We start from the raw sequence: 17998 nt of genomic DNA, 5'->3' as shown, positions 1-17998 counted from the left end.
CAAAGTCTCGCTATGCTTTTAAATACGAAAAATAATCCGCTAAGAAGCTATCAAAATCTTGAGTGCTTGCTTCTTCACTTTGTTGCTGAGCAATCACAGAACGTTGAACTTCTGCTTCCATCAACTCAGCTGAATATACTTTGTATTGGTGCGCTTTGTGTTGCTGAGCGTACGTTTTACCTAACGCGCAACCCACTTTACCTAAGCCGCCCAATTTTTTGGTCTCTTCTAGCAACTGGCCAGAAATAGTTAGCTCAGGGTTATCAATCCAAGCCTCAAGCGTATCGCATGTTTCTTGGTATGCACGACCACCTTGTTCAGCGTCCATCATCTCGGCAATAGAGCGCAGATCTTTGAAGACACGCTTCGCCCAATCTTGCAGAGACAATCGCTCACCATGACAACCGATTTGCAGCTCTAGACCAACCTGACGACCTTGTAGGATCACCTTGTTCCAGTTATCGCGCCAGCATTCAAGCTCGCAGTTATCCATCTCAGCAGAGTCCGTTAGCACACTCCACGTTAGGAATAAGTCTAGGAAGCGAACCTGCTGCTCATTGATACCAATTGAGCTGAATGGGTTTACATCTAAAGAACGAACCTCAATGTACTCAACACCACCGCGTGCCAATGCTTCAGATGGTTTCTCACCACTCTTCGCCACACGCTTAGGGCGGATTGGAGCGTAAAGCTCATTTTCAATTTGCAGTACGTTGCTATTCAACTGACGGTATTCACCATCAACCTTAGTGCCAATCTCGGCAAATTCTTCTGATGGTGTGCGAATCGCTTGATTCAAACCTTCAAGGTATTGGTCTAGGCTGTTGAAACCAATCTTCAACACACTTTGCGCACTGTTCGTGTAGCCAAGGTCGCTCAGGCGCAGTGCCGTTGCTTTTGGCAGATACAGTGTCTCGCCAATCTTTTCAAAAGGCAGGTTTGTCTCTCTTCCTTTGATGAAAGAAGAACATAGCGCAGGTGAAGCACCGAAGAAGTATGGGATTAACCAACCAAAGCGGTAGTAGTTACGAATCAAACCAAAGTAAGCATCTGACTTAGATTCACAACGCGCTTCTTCAGTTTGCTCTCCAAACAGGCTATCCCAAAAGCTTTCTGGGAAAGAGAAGTTGAAGTGAACACCAGAGATAATCTGCATCAGGCTACCGTAACGACGTTTTAGGCCTTCACGATATAGGGTCTTCATCTTACCGTTATTCGAGGTGCCGTATTGCGCTAGCTGAATGTAATCTTCACTGCCAACGTAACAAGGCATAGAAAGCGGCCATAGTTTTTCGCCGTCTAACTTGGTTTGCGTGAAGTGGTGGATATCAGACAACTGATTCAAAAGCGTCGGAACGTCGTTAGAAACAGGCGTGATAAATTCCAGTAGCGACTCAGAGAAATCGGTCGTTACCCATTCGTTCATCAACGCAGATCCCAAAGCCTCAGGGTGCGGCCCAGTAGCAAGGTGCCCATCTTCCGTGTAGCGTAATGTTTCCCTTTCAACACCACGACCAAATTGAGAGAAGGTCTTAGGGTTGGTTGCAACTTGCTTTAGTCGCGCAGCAAAATCAGTCAAAATTCAGTTCACTTATCTTATATTGTTCTGATTAGAACTATCATAAATTAGGTTGGAGGAGAAAAGTAGAGTCTCTTCCCTCCCCCTTTAATGTGTACTCTAACGAATGATTTCAAGCTCTTCTATTGGAATATCTAACTTTTCTAATTGCGGGCGAAGCGAAGTCGCGTCACCAACAACGATTATTTGATAATCATTCGGGTCAAACCATTTCTTAGATAGCTCGTTTAAGGTCTCTTTTGAAACCGTTTCAACTATCTGATTACGCTGTTGTAGGTAATCTTCATCAAGGCTCAATGCAACAATATTACTCAACAACCCCGCCTTTTGACTTGGCGTTTCGTATTTAAGTGCATCTTGTTGACCGACGGCAAGGCGCATAAATTTCACCTCTTCGTCAGTTAATCCACTTTGGCTAAACTCATTCAGCTCATTAATAAACTCTTGAATCGATGGAACCGTCGCATTCGCCCTTACCTGCGCGCTAAATACCACTGCGCCAGTTTCACGAGTACTTGCGAAGTAACCGCTTGCACCGTAAGTGTAGGCTTTGTCTTCACGTAGGTTCTGGTTGATACGGCTATTGAAGTTGCCCGCTAAGTTAAAGTTAGCTAACTGGCTCAAATACAATTCGCCCGTCGCATCAAACGGCAGGCCCTTACGAACCAAGCGAACAATGCTTTGCGGCGCACCCGGTTTATCAACTAAGTACAGGTGCTGACCAGAAAGCTCTTTAACGATCTGTGGACGCGTTAATGGTGCCGCATCGCCTTGCCACTCTTCAAAGAATTGTAGCTGTTTCCCTACCTCTTTCTTCGAGATGTCTCCCACCACAACAATATTGGCACCTTCTGGTGTGTAATGTTGCGCATAGAATTTTTTCACATCGTCTAAGGTCAATTTCGATAGAGATTCCTTAGTACCATCACTTGCACGAGCAAAAACAGTGTCACCAAACAGCACTTCACGGGTTGCTTGAGAAGCCATCCAGCTTGGCTGCTGATGCTGATACACAACGCCTTCTAGCATCTGTTTCTTAACGCGCTCAAAATCTTGCTCATCGAACTTAGGATCGAATAGAACCTCTTGCACAATCGCTAAGGTTTGAGGCAAGTTTTTCTCTAGCGTCGAGACTGAAATATCTGTGGTGTAGCTGCCCGCACTAATGCTCACGCTGCTACCAAGTTTATCTAAGGTCGCTTGTAACTCTTCAACGGTTCGTTTAGTTGAGCCTTCTTCCATCATCGAAGCCGTTAGGTTCGCTAGGCCTTCTTGCCCTTTGCGAACATAGCGTTCGCCTGCAGGCAATTGAATTTGCAGCTGTACTGTCGGCGTTTCACTGGTCACGGTACCAATTAAGTCAGTGCCATTTGCAAAGTGCATGCGGTACAACTCAGGCATGGTCGCCTCAACACCAAAGTTCACTTCTGGCATCACACTGCGCTCAAAGGTATCCGGTGCCTTTCTGAAATCCAGTTGATCTTCCGTCACCTTGCTGTATTCCGGCAACGTACGTGGTGGCGTGGTAAAGGTCGCTTCACGAACCGCCAAATCGAGCTTTTTCTTAGGAACCACACTCAAGGTAACCTTGTGCTTACCTTCGATGAAATCTTGGTATGCCTTGCTCACGCTCTCAGGCGTCACCGCTCGGATTTGATCGAGTTGTGATTCAATGCGATCAGGCTGACCATAGAAGGTTTGGTTCGACGCGAGTTGCGACACCTTACCTTTAACGCTTTGCAATGCAAAAACAGCATTCGCTTCGGCCATGCCAGTGATCTGGTCTAAACGCTCTTGCTCAACGCCCTCTTTCGAGAATTGCTCCAGGGTATCCATCAGCTCTTTATTGAGAACCGTCAAATCGCCTTTTTCACCTGAGTTGCCCATTGCATACACGTACATGGTACACGCCAACTCAGCACAATCATGGAAAGAGCCAGCGCTGACGGCCTTCTGCGTTTTTACGAGGTTTTGATATAGGTAACTGTTGGTACCTGAACCTAACACGTTAGACAATGCATTCAGTGAAGCTTGCGTCTCTTCACCGCGATACGTTGTTGGCCACCCCACCAGCACCATCGGCTGACGAATATTGTCTTCTAAGGTGATGTATTTATCTTCTGTTAGAACAGCAGGTTGCTTCTCTGCCGCCTTCACTTCAGGGCCTTGAGGAATTGAACCAAAGTACTTGTTAACCCATTCTAGCGTGTCATCAACGTCGATATCACCACCAATCGTTAACACGGCATTGTTTGGGCCGTACCAACGCAGGAAGAACGCTTTAAGATCATTCACGTCAACACGGTCAAGATCTTCAACATAGCCGATTGGTTGCCAAGAGTAAGGGTGACCTTCAGGGTAAAGCGCTTCGCCCATGCGTTCCCACATCAAGCCGTAAGGACGATTTTCGTAGCTCTGCGCTCGCTCGTTCTTGACCGTGCCTCTTTGAACCTCAAATTTCTTCTGAGAAACAGCATCCAACAAGAAGCCCATTCGGTCTGATTCTAACCACAACATTTTCTCAAGTTGGTTAGAAGGAACAGTTTCAAAATAGTTGGTGCGGTCACGGTTGGTCGTGCCGTTTAACGAGCCACCCGCTTCGGTAATGATCTTAAAGTGCTGTTGGTCACCAACGTTCTCTGAACCCTGGAACATCATGTGCTCAAAGAAGTGAGCAAATCCCGACTTGCCTATCTCTTCACGTGCTGAACCGACGTGATAAGTTACATCAACATGCACCAACGGATCGGAATCATCAGGGGAAAGAATAACTGTCAGACCGTTTTCAAGCTGATACTTGGTGTAAGGAATCACTACTTTATCTTTAGAGGGCTTAACCTCTTCTAACAGAGTGACACCTTCAGGTAACGAGGAAAAGAAGGGCGTTGAGCTAGGTACATTGTAAGAACAGCCAGCAATGGCGATAAGAGAAAATGTACCAAGTAAAACCTTTTTCATAGGTTCTCCTTAGAAAAAACCGAAGTAGATAGCAGCAAGTAAGCTATAGCGAGCGGCTTTGCCAATCGCTATCAAAATAACGCTAGGGATGAATTTCATTCTTAGCCAACCCGCAGCGAGACACAAAGGGTCACCAATGATCGGTAACCAACTAAATAACAGTGTCCAGTAGCCATAGCGACTCAGCCAAGCCATAGCCTTATGACCATGCTTTTCAGATTGAGTTCGATTAGGCAACCACAAACCAATCCAATAGTTAGTCAGGCCGCCTAAGGTATTGCCTAATGTCGCCACTAGAATGATCGATGAGGTTGAAAACTGATCTAAGCTCAATGCAGCCACAAGGCTAGCTTCTGAACCACCGGGGAGTAACGTGGCACTCAAGAAGCCACTAATGAAGAGTACCCACAGCGCCGAGTCCGAGAACCACAGCGCGATATTTTCAAAAAGGGAGTTAAAAAATTCTAACACTGCCTATCAACTTTCTTGCATTTTAAGTAGCACCTTGCCTCTGGTGTGTCCGGTTTCAACCTGCAGGTGCGCCGACTGCGCCTCGTCTAATTGGTAGATACCTTGAATTTCTGTTTTGAGTAATCCGACACTGACCATGTAAAGCATAGTGTCCATTTGCTCAGGGCTTGGTTCAACCAGCATGCCTGATGCAGTAAAACCTAATAGTGTGGCTTTTTCGCAGATAAGTTCTGCAGATAGAGTCGGCACAGTCACGACTCGCGCGTCATCTTTTAGGCACTTCAATGCATCAAGCGCGGTATCGCCGCCGACCAAGTCAATCAACACATCGACATCAGATACTCTTTCTGATGCTGGTGCAAACTTATAGTTAATCGCGTGAGCACCTAGCGTCGCAAGGTAATCAAGGTTGGCTTCGCTGCAGGTTGTGTAAACCTCTGCTTTTGCTGCCACTGCAATTTGAACCGCAAGGTGACCAACGCCGCCCGCGCCCGCCAAGATAAGCACGCGGTCGCCTTCTTTCACTTCGGCTTTGTTGAGCGCTTGTGCCGCTGTTTGACTCGCGAGTGGTAATGCAGCTGCCGCTTCTAGAGTGACAGAATCAGGAACCATACTTAATGCAGCTTCTGGAACACACACATATTGGCTGTAACCGCCACCTTGCAGTGGAAAACCAATAAAGCCAGCTACGTTATCACCAACAGTAAAGCGTTCAGCCTGTTCGCCTAGCGAGACAATTTGCCCTGAAATATCGTAGCCAGGTACCCAAGGTAGGTTATCTTTGTTTTGTGCTGCCGCCCAACCAAGGCCCGCTCGGGTTTTGACATCAATCGGATTAATGCCTGAAAAGGAAACTTTAACCACCACTTCTCCAGCCTTAGGCTCAGGGATCGCACTGGTTTGAATACTTAGGTTTTCGACGCCGCCGAATTGAGTAATCGCAATCTGTTTATTTTCCATTTCCACATTTCCTTGATTGATAAAAGCCCTAGTGAGCAAGCACCCTAATTAATAAAAAGAAAGGGATGCGAAAGCATCCCTTTGACTATAAACCATTTAATAAGGCTAAGTTAACCGCTCATTCGTAAATTGACGACCAATTAACGTAACGATACATGACCCAGCAAATCCACTAGCCCACGAGAGCTAATAGAATACCCGCCGCAACCGCACTACCAAGTACACCGGCTACGTTCGGGCCCATTGCATGCATCAACAAGAAGTTCTGAGGGTTTGCCTCAAGACCAACCTTGTTCACAACACGTGCCGCCATTGGAACCGCTGATACGCCAGCTGCGCCAATCAGTGGGTTGATGTCCTCTTTCGAGAATCGGTTCAACACCTTAGCCATCAATACACCACCCGCCGTACCGATACTGAACGCGACCGCACCTAAACCTAGAATACCCAATGTTTCTAAGTTCAAGAACGTATCCGCTTGAAGCTTAGAACCAACCCCTAGACCTAGGAAAATAGTTACAACGTTAATCAGTTCGTTTTGAGCTGTTTTTGAAAGGCGATCAACCACACCCGCTTCACGCATTAAGTTACCCAAACAGAACATACCAACTAGAGGTGTTGCTGAAGGTAGGAACAAAATCGTCATCAGTAGTACAGCAAGCGGGAAAAGAATCTTCTCGGCTTTGCTAACGTGACGAAGTTGAGCCATCTTAATTTTGCGCTCTTCAGGAGACGTTAACGCTTTCATGATTGGTGGCTGAATGATCGGAACCAAAGCCATGTAGCTATAAGCCGCTACTGCAATGGCACCTAAAAGATCCGGAGATAACTTACTCGCCAAGAAGATCGCAGTTGGGCCATCGGCACCACCAATGATCGCAATTGACGAAGCATCGGCCATCGAGAACTCCATTCCTGGAACGTAGTTCAGCAAGATCGCGCCAAATAGCGTCGCGAAGATACCAAACTGAGCCGCAGCCCCTAGCCACAACGTTTTAGGGTTCGCAATCAACGCACCGAAGTCCGTCATCGCACCAACACCCATAAAGATCAGCAGTGGGAAAATACCTGTCTCAATACCAATGTAGTAGACGTAGTAGAGCAAACCACCTGGATCAGTAAACCCAGCATTTGGAATGTTTGCTAATACAGCACCAAAACCAATAGGCAGTAGAAGTAACGGTTCAAATCCTTTACGAATTGCCAAAAACAACAGTAAGCAACCAACCAGCATCATACAGATCTGGCCGAACTCAAAGTTCGCAATCCCTGTTTCAGACCATAAGGTCATCAATCCTTCCATGGTACTCCCTTACGCTAAGCTTAGTAGTGGAGCGCCTACAGTAACTGCATCGCCTTCTTTAACATTCAATTCTTGAACGATACCACCACGAGCAGCACGAACTTCCGTTTCCATCTTCATCGCTTCTAGGATTAGTAGAACGTCGCCTTCAGAAACCTCAGTACCCGCCTGAACGTTTACTTTAAAGATGTTACCCGCCAATGGAGCTGGAACCGCTTCAGCGTCAGACGCTGCTACTGGTGCAGCCTGAGCAGGTTTTGCAGATGGCGCCACCGATGTCAGTTCACCTTGTGGGCCAACTTCAACATCGTAAACTTGACCATCAACCTTCACGCTGTAGCTTTCAATACCACCAGAAGCTTGTACAGGAGCTGCAGCAACTGGAGCCGCAACTTCTAGCGTTGGTGCAGGTTCAAATGCTTCAGGATTACGACGGTTCTTAAGGAACTTAAGACCCACTTGTGGGAAGAGCGCGTAAGTCAGTACATCATCAACCGTATCTTCAGCTAGAGAGATACCCTCTGATTTCGCTTTCTCTAACAGATCCGTCGTTAACGTATCCATTTCAGACTTAAGTAAATCAGCAGGACGACAAGTAATCGGCTCTGCACCGTCTAGAACTTTCGCTTGCAGTTCAGCATCCACTTCAGCAGGAGCTTGACCGTATTCACCTTTCAGTAGACCAGCAGTCTCTTTCGTGATGCTCTTATAGCGTTCGCCCATTAAGACGTTAATAACCGCTTGAGTACCGACAATCTGAGAAGTTGGTGTTACTAAAGGAATGTAACCAAGCTCTTTACGTACGCGTGGGATCTCTTCTAGAACTTCATCCATGCGATCGGCGGCGCCTTGCTCTTTAAGCTGGCCTTCCATGTTAGTTAACATTCCGCCAGGAACTTGAGCGATTAAGATGCGAGAATCGACACCTTTTAGCTGACCTTCCCATTTCGCGTACTTTTTACGTACATCACGGAAGTAAGCCGCGATGGGTTCGATTTGGTCTAGTTTAAGATTCGTGTCGCGCTCTGTACCTTCTAACATCGCAACAACCGTTTCGGTTGGCGTATGACCGTAAGTACAGCTCATTGAAGAAATAGCGGTATCTAGAATGTCGATACCCGCTTCAACGGCTTTAACCGCTGTTGCAGTCGATAGACCAGTTGTCGCGTGGCTATGCAGTGCCAGAGGAACGTCACACGATGCTTTGATACGTGTAATCAGCTCTTCTGCTTCATACGGCTTTAATAAACCTGACATATCTTTGATACATAGTGAGTGACAACCTAGGTCCTCTAGGCGCTTAGCCAAATCAACCCAAGTATCTGAATTGTGGACCGGACTGGTTGTGTAAGACAACGTACCTTGAGCGTGGCCACCAACGTCGATCGTTGCTTTCACTGCTTTTTCAAAGTTACGCACGTCATTCATCGCATCAAAGATACGGAATACGTCCATGCCGTTTTTATGGGCACGTTCAACAAATTTTTCTACTACATCATCCGCGTAGTGACGGTAGCCCAATAGGTTTTGACCACGCAGTAGCATCTGCATTGGTGTGTTTGGCATCGCTTTTTTCAGCTCACGCAAACGCTCCCATGGATCCTCGCCAAGAAAACGGATACACGAATCAAACGTCGCGCCGCCCCAAGTCTCAAGTGACCAGTAACCGACTTTATCCAGTTCTGCCGCAATTGGCAGCATATCTTCGATACGCATACGAGTAGCAAATAGTGACTGGTGCGCGTCACGAAGTACCACATCTGTGATAGCTAGTGGTTTAGACATGCTCATAAACTCCTTTTTAATCCTTTAAATACTACTTAGCAGTAGACGCACGGTATTGATGAACCGCGGCCGAAATTGCAGCCACTACCTGTGGACTAACAGCTGAAGGGTTTGATTGTGATTTTTGAATTTTTTTAGGTGCTGCGATCGGCTCTGGTACTTCTTCTGGTACCAGTTTTGACATCAACCGAACGAGGTAAACTAGAATAGTTAGGAAAATAAAGACAACGGACATCCCCGTTATCATTAGAGTCGCCGCATCTCCTAGCAGGCTTCCAATATTAGTCATGTTGCTTCCTTTCTTCGTCATCCTGACATACGTACAGGATTTCAGCGAATAGTGATCCCGACCCATGGATTATCTCGATTGGTAAAAGTTTGTCAATTTTGTTTAAGGTTCTGTTACGGATAACGCACACATAAGGTTAATTATTCGCCTATCAGATCACATAAATCTGTCAAATACGTCATTTTTAGATATTTAAACTGTGACTTAAACGGGGCTTTTCTGGGAATTGATATGAGAAGGGTGGAATAACAAAGAAGCAATCAAGAACCACTTTAAATACAACAAGTTAAACAACAAACAAATTTAACATTGTCGCAACAAATTTGCAGCAGACATAAAAAAAGCCTCGTATAAACGAGGCTTTTTCTAATAATGTGGCGCGCTCTGGAGGATTCGAACCTCCGACCGCCTGGTTCGTAGCCAGGTACTCTATCCAGCTGAGCTAAGAGCGCACGGTTTTAATATCAATTCATTGTTACTAACAACAGATCAATATAAGGATTTCATTCTTATAAGAAAAAAGCCCTAAATAGTGGCGCGTCCTGGAGGATTCGAACCTCCGACCGCCTGGTTCGTAGCCAGGTACTCTATCCAGCTGAGCTAAGGACGCACGGTTTTCGATATCAGTATTTCCAATATCAGGAGTTCACAAGGAAACCCTAAAGAGTGGCGCGTCCTGGAGGATTCGAACCTCCGACCGCCTGGTTCGTAGCCAGGTACTCTATCCAGCTGAGCTAAGGACGCGCAGTTTTCGATATCGGTATTCCCAATATCAGGGGTTCATAAAAGAAACCCTAAATAGTGGCGCGCTCTGGAGGATTCGAACCTCCGACCGCCTGGTTCGTAGCCAGGTACTCTATCCAGCTGAGCTAAGAGCGCACGGTTTTAGTATCAATTCGTTGTAAACAACAACAACTCAATACAAGGATTTCTGTTCTTATAAGAAAGAAGCCCTAAATAGTGGCGCGTCCTGGAGGATTCGAACCTCCGACCGCCTGGTTCGTAGCCAGGTACTCTATCCAGCTGAGCTAAGGACGCACGGTTTTTGATATTAATTCTCGACGAACGATTTATCAATATCAGGATTCACATTCTTATAAGAACTAAACCCTAAATAGTGGCGCGCTCTGGAGGATTCGAACCTCCGACCGCCTGGTTCGTAGCCAGGTACTCTATCCAGCTGAGCTAAGAGCGCACGGTTTTAGTATCAACTTAGTCAATACAAGGACTTTCATTCTTAAAAGAAATAAACCCTTAAATAGTGGCGCGTCCTGGAGGATTCGAACCTCCGACCGCCTGGTTCGTAGCCAGGTACTCTATCCAGCTGAGCTAAGGACGCACGGTGTTCATTCATTAAGAATGAAGTTGTGAAATATATCACATTCTTCTTGCTACGAAGAAAAAAAAAGGCCATCGGCCTGTAATGAATGGCGGTGAGGGAGGGATTCGAACCCTCGATGCAGCTACAAACCACATACTCCCTTAGCAGGGGAGCGCCTTCGGCCACTCGGCCACCTCACCTAATTCATTATTCTCAAATCACTTACAAGTAAGAGAAGAGAGAATGGCGCGTCCTGGAGGATTCGAACCTCCGACCGCCTGGTTCGTAGCCAGGTACTCTATCCAGCTGAGCTAAGGACGCACATTTACATTGTCTAAATTGCTAATTTTAGACTCGCAAGAAATGGCGGTGAGGGAGGGATTCGAACCCTCGATGCAGCTACAAACCACATACTCCCTTAGCAGGGGAGCGCCTTCGGCCTCTCGGCCACCTCACCGTCTTGCGGAGGCACATATTACGTTTTACCGAAAATATGTCAAACACTTTATTGAAAAAAATTGGACAAAAACACTCAACCGTTTGCTATTTAATCAAAGCGCTTGCAAATTGAACTTATAAGGTTCAAATCGCGCTTTTTCCCTTAAAAATTAAGGTGAAAGATTGGCAATAATAAACAGCCGAAAACAATTATCTAATTTCTCCAGCAGCAAGTGCTACCGCTGATGGCACAATACTACGGGATGCGTATTTTCGCCATAGGGGAAGCGAATAAATCTTGAGTTTTGCCAAACAAAATACAGAGCAACAGTTCTGTTCAACCTTGTCTGTATCTCGCAGCATCACAAAGCATTCACTTCACCACTTTGAGACCGATCCGTTATCCAACCCATCTATGTCCCAATCAGTGTTTCGGTTCCCCAAGATCAAAAAAGGCTAGCAACAATGCTAGCCTCTTCTCTACGCAAAGGTATTAGTAGTTGCCAGCTGCAACGTTACCATTACCTTTTTCAGCTTGAATGCGCATGTAGATCTCTTCACGGTGAACAGATACTTCTTTAGGTGCGTTAACACCGATACGTACTTGGTTACCTTTAACGCCTAGTACAGTAACTGTTACTTCATCACCAATCATCAGTGTTTCGCCAACGCGGCGAGTCAAAATTAGCATTCTTTGCTCCTTGAGTAATCTCTAAATTTATCTAGCTACGAGAGCATTATCCAACAAAAGTTATATTTTCGTAAACTATCGATTGAGTTTATTTAACCAAAATGCACTTCTTTTTTAGGATAACCCTGTGTTTCACGCGCTACGATGTATGCATTGTGTAATATGTTAGCAGCCATATCGACTTGCGTTGGTGATATCACCAAAGTTAAAGACTGCTGCTGCAATAAGTGATGCTGTACATCAATTTCGCCTTCAGACAACAATCCATGTGAACTGACCACAATTTCTTGTGTTCGGCTTCCTACCACAGTTAACAAACTAACCTGTTCACTATTACGGATTTTCTCAGCAAAAACTAGTTTTAATTTGGCACTTATGTCTTGTTTAATAATGAGTGCTGCCCGTTCTGTTTCCTCGATCACACTACAGACTTCGATCCCCAACAGTTGGCAATGTGAAATGAAAGACGGTAAATCTTCATTCAAACACTCGATACGCACCATATCTCTTTGGATGGCGATGCCAGCAATATCATTCAAACACTGATTACCCGCGATCAATGTGCCCTCGCCTTGTTCAAAGCTTGAAAGCACTCGCAATGACACGTTGTGCTGCCATGCATACTGAACACAAGGAAGGTGCAATACCTTAGCGCCTCGGCGAGCCATCTCTTCCATAGAAGGAAAGTCTAAAGTATCTAATTTCTGAGATTGTTTTACGACTCTAGGGTCACAAGAGTAAACACCATCTACATCAGTATAGATCTGGCATTCTTTCGCCTGCAAGGCACCTGCAAGCGCGACCGCTGTAGTATCTGAACCACCGCGGCCTAATGTCGTGATATCACCTTTCGCATTGAATCCTTGAAAGCCTGCAACAATAACAATCTGGTTGTCATCTAGCAGAGCTTGAATCGGAGCAGTATCAATACGCTCAATCGCCGCATTATTATGATTAGAATCCGTGTGTATCTTGGCTTGATAGCCAGTCATCGATGTCGCTTCATAACCTAACTTGTGTAACGTCATTGCTAACAAGGCCATGGAAACTTGCTCGCCAGCCGTTAACAACACATCCAGTTCTCTAGCGTTTGGTACGCTATCAACTTGCGTGGCTAAATTAACTAACCGATTTGTTTCACCAGACATAGCAGAAACGACAACCACGATCTGGTTCCCTTCATTTTTCGCTTCAATGATTTTTTCTGCTACATGATGGATTCGTTCAATTGAACCCACCGACGTTCCACCAAATTTCTGCACGATAAGAGGCATTTTCACCCGTCCTCACCTTCCCAAGACCAATGTCTATATATGACAAAAAAACACATACTCCGCGTCAGGGCGAAGCAATAAAAAATTAACCAAGGAGTCTAACGCCACCATTAGACTTCTTGGTTAATCTCAATCAAACCTTGTTTAAACACACTTCCAATAGGCAAAATAAAAGATGCCCAATCAACTGATTGGGCATCTTTGTATCAATTACTTAAGCTTAAAGACGCTCTTCTAGCCAAGTACGCACAGATTTAAGCGCTTCTGGCAGTGCTGCAACGTCTGTACCGCCCGCTTGAGCCATATCTGGACGACCGCCGCCTTTACCGCCAACTTGCTCAGCAACCATCTTGACGAGATCACCCGCTTTTACTTTGCCGATTAGGTCTTTGGTTACACCAGCAATCAAGCCAACTTTACCGTCTGCTACGTTCGCGATCAGGATGATGCCGCTACCTACTTGGTTTTTAGCGTTATCAACCATAGTACGTAGGTTCTTGTTGTCTGCGCCTTCAATTGCAGCAACCAAAACTTTAGTACCAGAGATGTCTTCTACTTTGCCCATGATGTTTGCGCTTTCTGCAGCAGCCATCTTTTCTTTAAGCAGTTGGATTTCTTTCTCTAGCGATTTCGCTTTCTTAGCTGATTCAGCAAGTTTCTCTTCGTAAGCGTTAGCCTGAGCTTCTACAGCATCTAGAGCAGCTTCACCTGTTACCGCTTCAATACGACGAATACCCGCAGCAATACCACCTTCAGAAGTGATCTTGAATAGACCGATATCACCCGTGTTGCTTGCGTGGATACCACCACAAAGTTCAGTAGAGAAATCGCCCATAGATAGAACGCGAACTTCATCATCGTACTTCTCGCCAAACAGTGCCATTGCACCTTTTTCTTTCGCTGACTCGATGTCCATGATGTTCGTTTCAATCACATGGTTCTTACGAACTTGTGCGTTAACTAGACGCTCTACTTCTTTAATCTGTGCTGGTGTTACCGCTTCAAGGTTAGAGAAGTCAAAACGTAGGTTATCTGGCTTAACTAAAGAACCTTTCTGAGCAACGTGCTCACCTAGCACTTCGCGCAATGCAGAGTGAAGTAAGTGAGTGGCAGAGTGGTTTAGTGAGATAGCAGCTCGACGCTCAGCGTCAACCGTTGCTTCTACTTTATCGCCCTTAGCAAATACACCTTCAACTAGCTCACCGTGGTGCGCAAATGCGTTACCTAGCTTCTGAGTGTCTTGTACTTTGAAAAGACCCGACGCTGTTTTTAGTGTACCAGCATCACCACATTGACCGCCTGACTCAGCGTAGAATGGTGTCTCTTCAAGGATGATGATTGCTTTGTCGCCAGCCGATAGTGAAGATACTTCTTCGCCGTCAACGAATAGCGCAGAGATTTCACCAGCACCTTCAGTTGCTGTGTAACCACAGAACTCAGTGTTGGTGTCTACTTTGATTGTCGCGTTGTAATCCGTGCCGAATTGGCCTGCTTCACGTGCACGCTTACGCTGTGCTTCCATCGCCTTCTCAAAGCCTTCTTCATCGATAGTAAAATCGCGTTCGCGAGCTACATCGTTAGTAAGGTCAGCTGGGAAGCCGTATGTATCGTAAAGTTTGAAAACTGTTTCGCCGTCAAGCTCTTTGCCTTCAAGTGCATCTAGTGCGTCATTAAGAATAACCATGCCGCGCTCTAGCGTACGACCAAAGTTCTCTTCCTCAATGCGAAGTACTTTTTCAACCAGCTCTTGCTGTTTCTTAAGTTCATCTGCCGCAGAGCCCATCACTTCAGCCAGTACGCCCACAAGTTTGTGGAAGAACACGCCTTGTGCGCCAAGCTTGTTACCGTGACGAACTGCACGACGGATGATACGACGTAGAACGTAGCCACGACCTTCGTTTGAAGGCATAACACCGTCAGCAATTAGGAATGAACAAGAACGGATGTGGTCAGCAATAACGCGTAGCGATTGGTTAGATAGATCGTCATGACCAACAACTTCCGCAGTCGCTTTGATTAGCTTTTGGAATACATCAATTTCGTAGTTAGAGTGAACGCCCTGCATGATTGCAGAAATACGCTCAATACCCATACCTGTATCTACAGCAGGCTTAGGTAGCGGTTCCATTGTGCCGTCAGCGTGACGGTTGAACTGCATGAATACGTTGTTCCAGATCTCGATGAAACGGTCACCATCTTCTTCAGGTGTACCAGGACGGCCGCCCCAGATGTGCTCACCGTGATCGTAGAAGATTTCAGTACATGGACCACAAGGACCTGTGTCACCCATCGTCCAGAAGTTATCAGACTCGAACTGTTTACCGCCTTCTTTGTCGCCAATGCGAACGATACGGTCAGCAGGAACACCTACTTTCTTGTTCCAGATATCGAATGCTTCATCATCTGTCTCGTATACCGTTACCAGTAGACGATCTTTTGGCAGTTGAAGAGTTTCAGTCAGGAACTCCCAAGCAAATCCAATCGCTTCTTCTTTGAAGTAGTCGCCAAAGCTGAAGTTGCCTAGCATTTCGAAGAACGTGTGGTGACGAGCCGTGAAACCTACGTTTTCAAGGTCATTGTGTTTACCACCCGCACGTACACAACGCTGAGCCGTAGTTGCTCGAGTGTAGGCACGCTTTTCGGCGCCTAAGAAGCAATCTTTGAATTGGTTCATACCTGCGTTAGTGAATAGCAGGGTTGGATCGTTATGTGGAACTAACGATGAACTGTCTACGATTTGGTGTTCTTTGCTCTCAAAGAACTTAAGGAACGCGTTGCGAACCTCATCAGTGCTCATGTACATGCAGCTCTTCCTGAAAATAGTCGAGTTAGAATTTTGCCGTATTGTAGATCATGGTTAAGGCTTCGACTAGTTTTCTTGTAGAAAAGACACCCTTGGGCAGGATTTTAGTGGGAATTCGATAAAATGAAGAATATTCCACTATATCTTGCCGTGGAAAAGCAGAACTAAATTGACGACCTAGTACCGAAGAAACTCAGTCAACGAAAGAGATTTGACCAAAGACATGCTCGACGGAGCAGATCCAATAAAAAAGCCCCGCATAAAATATGCGAGGCTTTAAATTCTTTCAAAGCGGATGCTTCTTTCAAACATCCACTCTATAAAACGTGAGCTTATAGCTCTTCGTTTTCTTCTTCTTTCTCTACGTCTTTCTCTTCAAGAACAGCAGGAGTCAGTAGTAACTCACGAAGTTTAGTATCAATCTCTAGAGCAACTTCTGGGTTTTCACGTAGGTATTTACCAGCGTTAGCTTTACCTTGGCCAATCTTATCGCCTTTGTAGCTGTACCAAGCGCCTGCTTTTTCTACTAGCTTATTCTTAACACCTAAGTCGATAAGCTCACCTTCGCGGTTGAAGCCTTTACCGTAAAGGATTTGAGTTTCAGCTTGTTTGAATGGTGCAGCAATCTTGTTCTTAACGACCTTGATACGAGTTTCGTTACCAACAACTTCATCACCATCTTTAATCGCACCAGTACGGCGAATATCAAGACGAACAGATGCGTAGAACTTAAGTGCGTTACCACCTGTTGTTGTTTCGGGATTACCGAACATCACACCAATTTTCATACGAATTTGGTTAATGAAGATAGCCATACAGTTAGACTGCTTAAGGTTACCCGTCAGCTTACGCATTGCTTGAGAAAGCATACGAGCCTGAAGACCCATGTGGCTGTCGCCCATTTCGCCTTCGATTTCTGCTTTTGGTGTTAGGGCTGCTACTGAGTCAATAACAAGAACGTCGATTGCACCTGAACGAGCCAGTGCATCACAGATTTCCAGCGCTTGCTCACCAGTATCTGGTTGAGAAACAAGAAGTGCATCGATATCAACACCAAGCTTTTGAGCGTAGATAGGGTCTAGTGCGTGCTCCGCATCAACGAATGCACACGTCTTTCCCACTTTCTGTGCTGCAGCAATAAGCTCAAGCGTTAGCGTTGTTTTACCTGATGATTCTGGACCGTAAACTTCTACGATACGTCCCATCGGTAGGCCACCAGCACCTAGTGCGATATCTAGAGATAGAGAACCTGTAGAAATAGTTTCTACGTCCATTGTGCGGTTATCACCAAGACGCATGATAGAACCTTTACCAAATTGCTTTTCAATCTGACCAAGGGCTGCGGCTAACGCTTTTTGTTTATTCTCGTCCATTTCTATCTCCACATAATCGGTTGTCTCAACAAGCGATCTAGAATCTATTTCTAACCCACATAGGGGTGACTAATTGGCTTTCATTATACTGTTGATTCATACAGTGTCTATACCTGTATGAAAATAATTTGTACAAATGTTACTTACCTTCCATTGATAGGTAATCATAAATAACTTGCAGGGCATGGTGCGTGGCTTGTTGGCGTACTTGTGATCTGTCGCCTGTAAATACATGCGTTTCTACTTTATCCCAGCCATTTAGCGCTTTCCACGCGAAGCACACCGTACCAACAGGCTTATTTTCGGTCGCGCCACCTGGGCCAGCAATGCCACTGATTGATACAGAGATCGTCCCGTTTGAATGTTGTAATGCCCCGCTCGCCATTTCTATTACGACAGGCTCACTAACAGCGCCAAACTCCATTAAGGTTTTAAGTTGTACACCTATCATCTCTTGTTTGGCTTCATTGCTGTACGTAACAAAAGCGCGATCAAACCATCCAGAGCTGCCCGCAATATCGGTGACTGCACTCGCGACACCTCCGCCAGTGCAAGATTCAGCCGTCACTAACACGTGTTTGTGTTTAGCGAGTAAATTTCCAAGCTGCTCACTAAGGTCTTGAGTCATCTGCATCATCTGCTTCCCTTTATTTACTGTCATATCATTTGGATTCGCATCTTTTCGCATCAGCCGCTTTTCGCACGAAACGCTTTCACGTATCCTAAGCCGCAATAGAAATAAACGAAAGAAGT

At 45.7% G+C, this 17998-nt stretch carries 12 protein-coding genes and 10 tRNA genes; all 22 read right to left on the bottom strand.

What is annotated here, in order from left to right; genetic code table 11:
• Nucleotides 1-10: 10 nt before the first annotated feature.
• Nucleotides 11-1579: a glutamate--cysteine ligase gene (gene gshA, locus LMH68_RS10635; protein ID WP_017063229.1), complete on the bottom strand. Its 1569-nt coding sequence runs from the start codon at nt 1577-1579 to the stop codon at nt 11-13.
• Nucleotides 1580-1678: 99 nt separating this feature from the next.
• Nucleotides 1679-4537 (bottom strand): M16 family metallopeptidase, encoded by a 2859-nt coding sequence (locus tag LMH68_RS10630; RefSeq protein ID WP_229647626.1) that lies wholly within the window; start codon nt 4535-4537, stop codon nt 1679-1681.
• Between the two features lie 9 nt (nt 4538-4546).
• The gene (locus LMH68_RS10625) at nt 4547-5008 is read right to left on the bottom strand and encodes a YqaA family protein (RefSeq protein WP_017059555.1); all 462 of its coding nucleotides are present in this window, start codon (nt 5006-5008) and stop codon (nt 4547-4549) included.
• A 6-nt stretch (nt 5009-5014) separates the two neighbouring features.
• Complete coding sequence (locus tag LMH68_RS10620) at nt 5015-5968, bottom strand: NADP-dependent oxidoreductase (protein ID WP_102319878.1); 954 nt, start codon at nt 5966-5968, stop codon at nt 5015-5017.
• 172 nt (nt 5969-6140) lie between these two features.
• The gene (locus LMH68_RS10615) at nt 6141-7271 is read right to left on the bottom strand and encodes a sodium ion-translocating decarboxylase subunit beta (protein ID WP_019825842.1); all 1131 of its coding nucleotides are present in this window, start codon (nt 7269-7271) and stop codon (nt 6141-6143) included.
• Between the two features lie 9 nt (nt 7272-7280).
• Nucleotides 7281-9056 carry a sodium-extruding oxaloacetate decarboxylase subunit alpha gene (oadA, locus tag LMH68_RS10610; protein ID WP_229647625.1) on the bottom strand — a complete coding sequence of 592 codons (1776 nt, stop codon included), beginning with the start codon at nt 9054-9056 and terminating at the stop codon, nt 7281-7283.
• Nucleotides 9057-9087: 31 nt separating this feature from the next.
• Nucleotides 9088-9345, bottom strand: coding sequence for an oxaloacetate decarboxylase subunit gamma (locus LMH68_RS10605; protein WP_004741884.1), 258 nt, complete (start codon nt 9343-9345; stop codon nt 9088-9090).
• Between the two features lie 375 nt (nt 9346-9720).
• Nucleotides 9721-9797: transfer RNA gene (locus LMH68_RS10600), tRNA-Arg, on the bottom strand.
• A gap of 81 nt (nt 9798-9878) precedes the next feature.
• Nucleotides 9879-9955, bottom strand: a tRNA-Arg gene (locus LMH68_RS10595).
• A gap of 57 nt (nt 9956-10012) precedes the next feature.
• Nucleotides 10013-10089, bottom strand: a tRNA-Arg gene (locus tag LMH68_RS10590).
• A gap of 58 nt (nt 10090-10147) precedes the next feature.
• Nucleotides 10148-10224: transfer RNA gene (locus LMH68_RS10585), tRNA-Arg, on the bottom strand.
• A gap of 82 nt (nt 10225-10306) precedes the next feature.
• A tRNA-Arg gene (locus tag LMH68_RS10580) sits at nt 10307-10383 on the bottom strand.
• Between the two features lie 80 nt (nt 10384-10463).
• Nucleotides 10464-10540, bottom strand: a tRNA-Arg gene (locus LMH68_RS10575).
• 67 nt (nt 10541-10607) lie between these two features.
• A tRNA-Arg gene (locus LMH68_RS10570) sits at nt 10608-10684 on the bottom strand.
• Between the two features lie 89 nt (nt 10685-10773).
• Nucleotides 10774-10866 (bottom strand) — tRNA-Ser (locus LMH68_RS10565).
• Nucleotides 10867-10910: 44 nt separating this feature from the next.
• Nucleotides 10911-10987, bottom strand: a tRNA-Arg gene (locus LMH68_RS10560).
• A gap of 43 nt (nt 10988-11030) precedes the next feature.
• Nucleotides 11031-11123 (bottom strand) — tRNA-Ser (locus LMH68_RS10555).
• Between the two features lie 474 nt (nt 11124-11597).
• Nucleotides 11598-11795, bottom strand: a complete 198-nt coding sequence (gene csrA / locus LMH68_RS10550; protein ID WP_102451467.1) for a carbon storage regulator CsrA — start codon at nt 11793-11795, stop codon at nt 11598-11600.
• Nucleotides 11796-11887: 92 nt separating this feature from the next.
• Nucleotides 11888-13069 carry an aspartate kinase gene (locus LMH68_RS10545; RefSeq protein ID WP_017063224.1) on the bottom strand — a complete coding sequence of 394 codons (1182 nt, stop codon included), beginning with the start codon at nt 13067-13069 and terminating at the stop codon, nt 11888-11890.
• Between the two features lie 220 nt (nt 13070-13289).
• Nucleotides 13290-15872, bottom strand: coding sequence for an alanine--tRNA ligase (alaS, locus tag LMH68_RS10540; RefSeq protein ID WP_017059024.1), 2583 nt, complete (start codon nt 15870-15872; stop codon nt 13290-13292).
• A gap of 332 nt (nt 15873-16204) precedes the next feature.
• Nucleotides 16205-17245 carry a recombinase RecA gene (gene recA, locus LMH68_RS10535; RefSeq protein WP_017056586.1) on the bottom strand — a complete coding sequence of 347 codons (1041 nt, stop codon included), beginning with the start codon at nt 17243-17245 and terminating at the stop codon, nt 16205-16207.
• A gap of 139 nt (nt 17246-17384) precedes the next feature.
• Nucleotides 17385-17879, bottom strand: coding sequence for a nicotinamide-nucleotide amidase (pncC, locus tag LMH68_RS10530; protein WP_229648169.1), 495 nt, complete (start codon nt 17877-17879; stop codon nt 17385-17387).
• Between the last annotated feature and the right edge of the window lie 119 nt (nt 17880-17998).

This window comes from Vibrio sp. F13 (genome assembly GCF_020806305.2).
GTDB lineage: Bacteria > Pseudomonadota > Gammaproteobacteria > Enterobacterales > Vibrionaceae > Vibrio > Vibrio crassostreae_C.
Note: the sequence above shows the minus strand (reverse complement) of the source record. Positions and strands in the feature narration are given on the sequence as shown.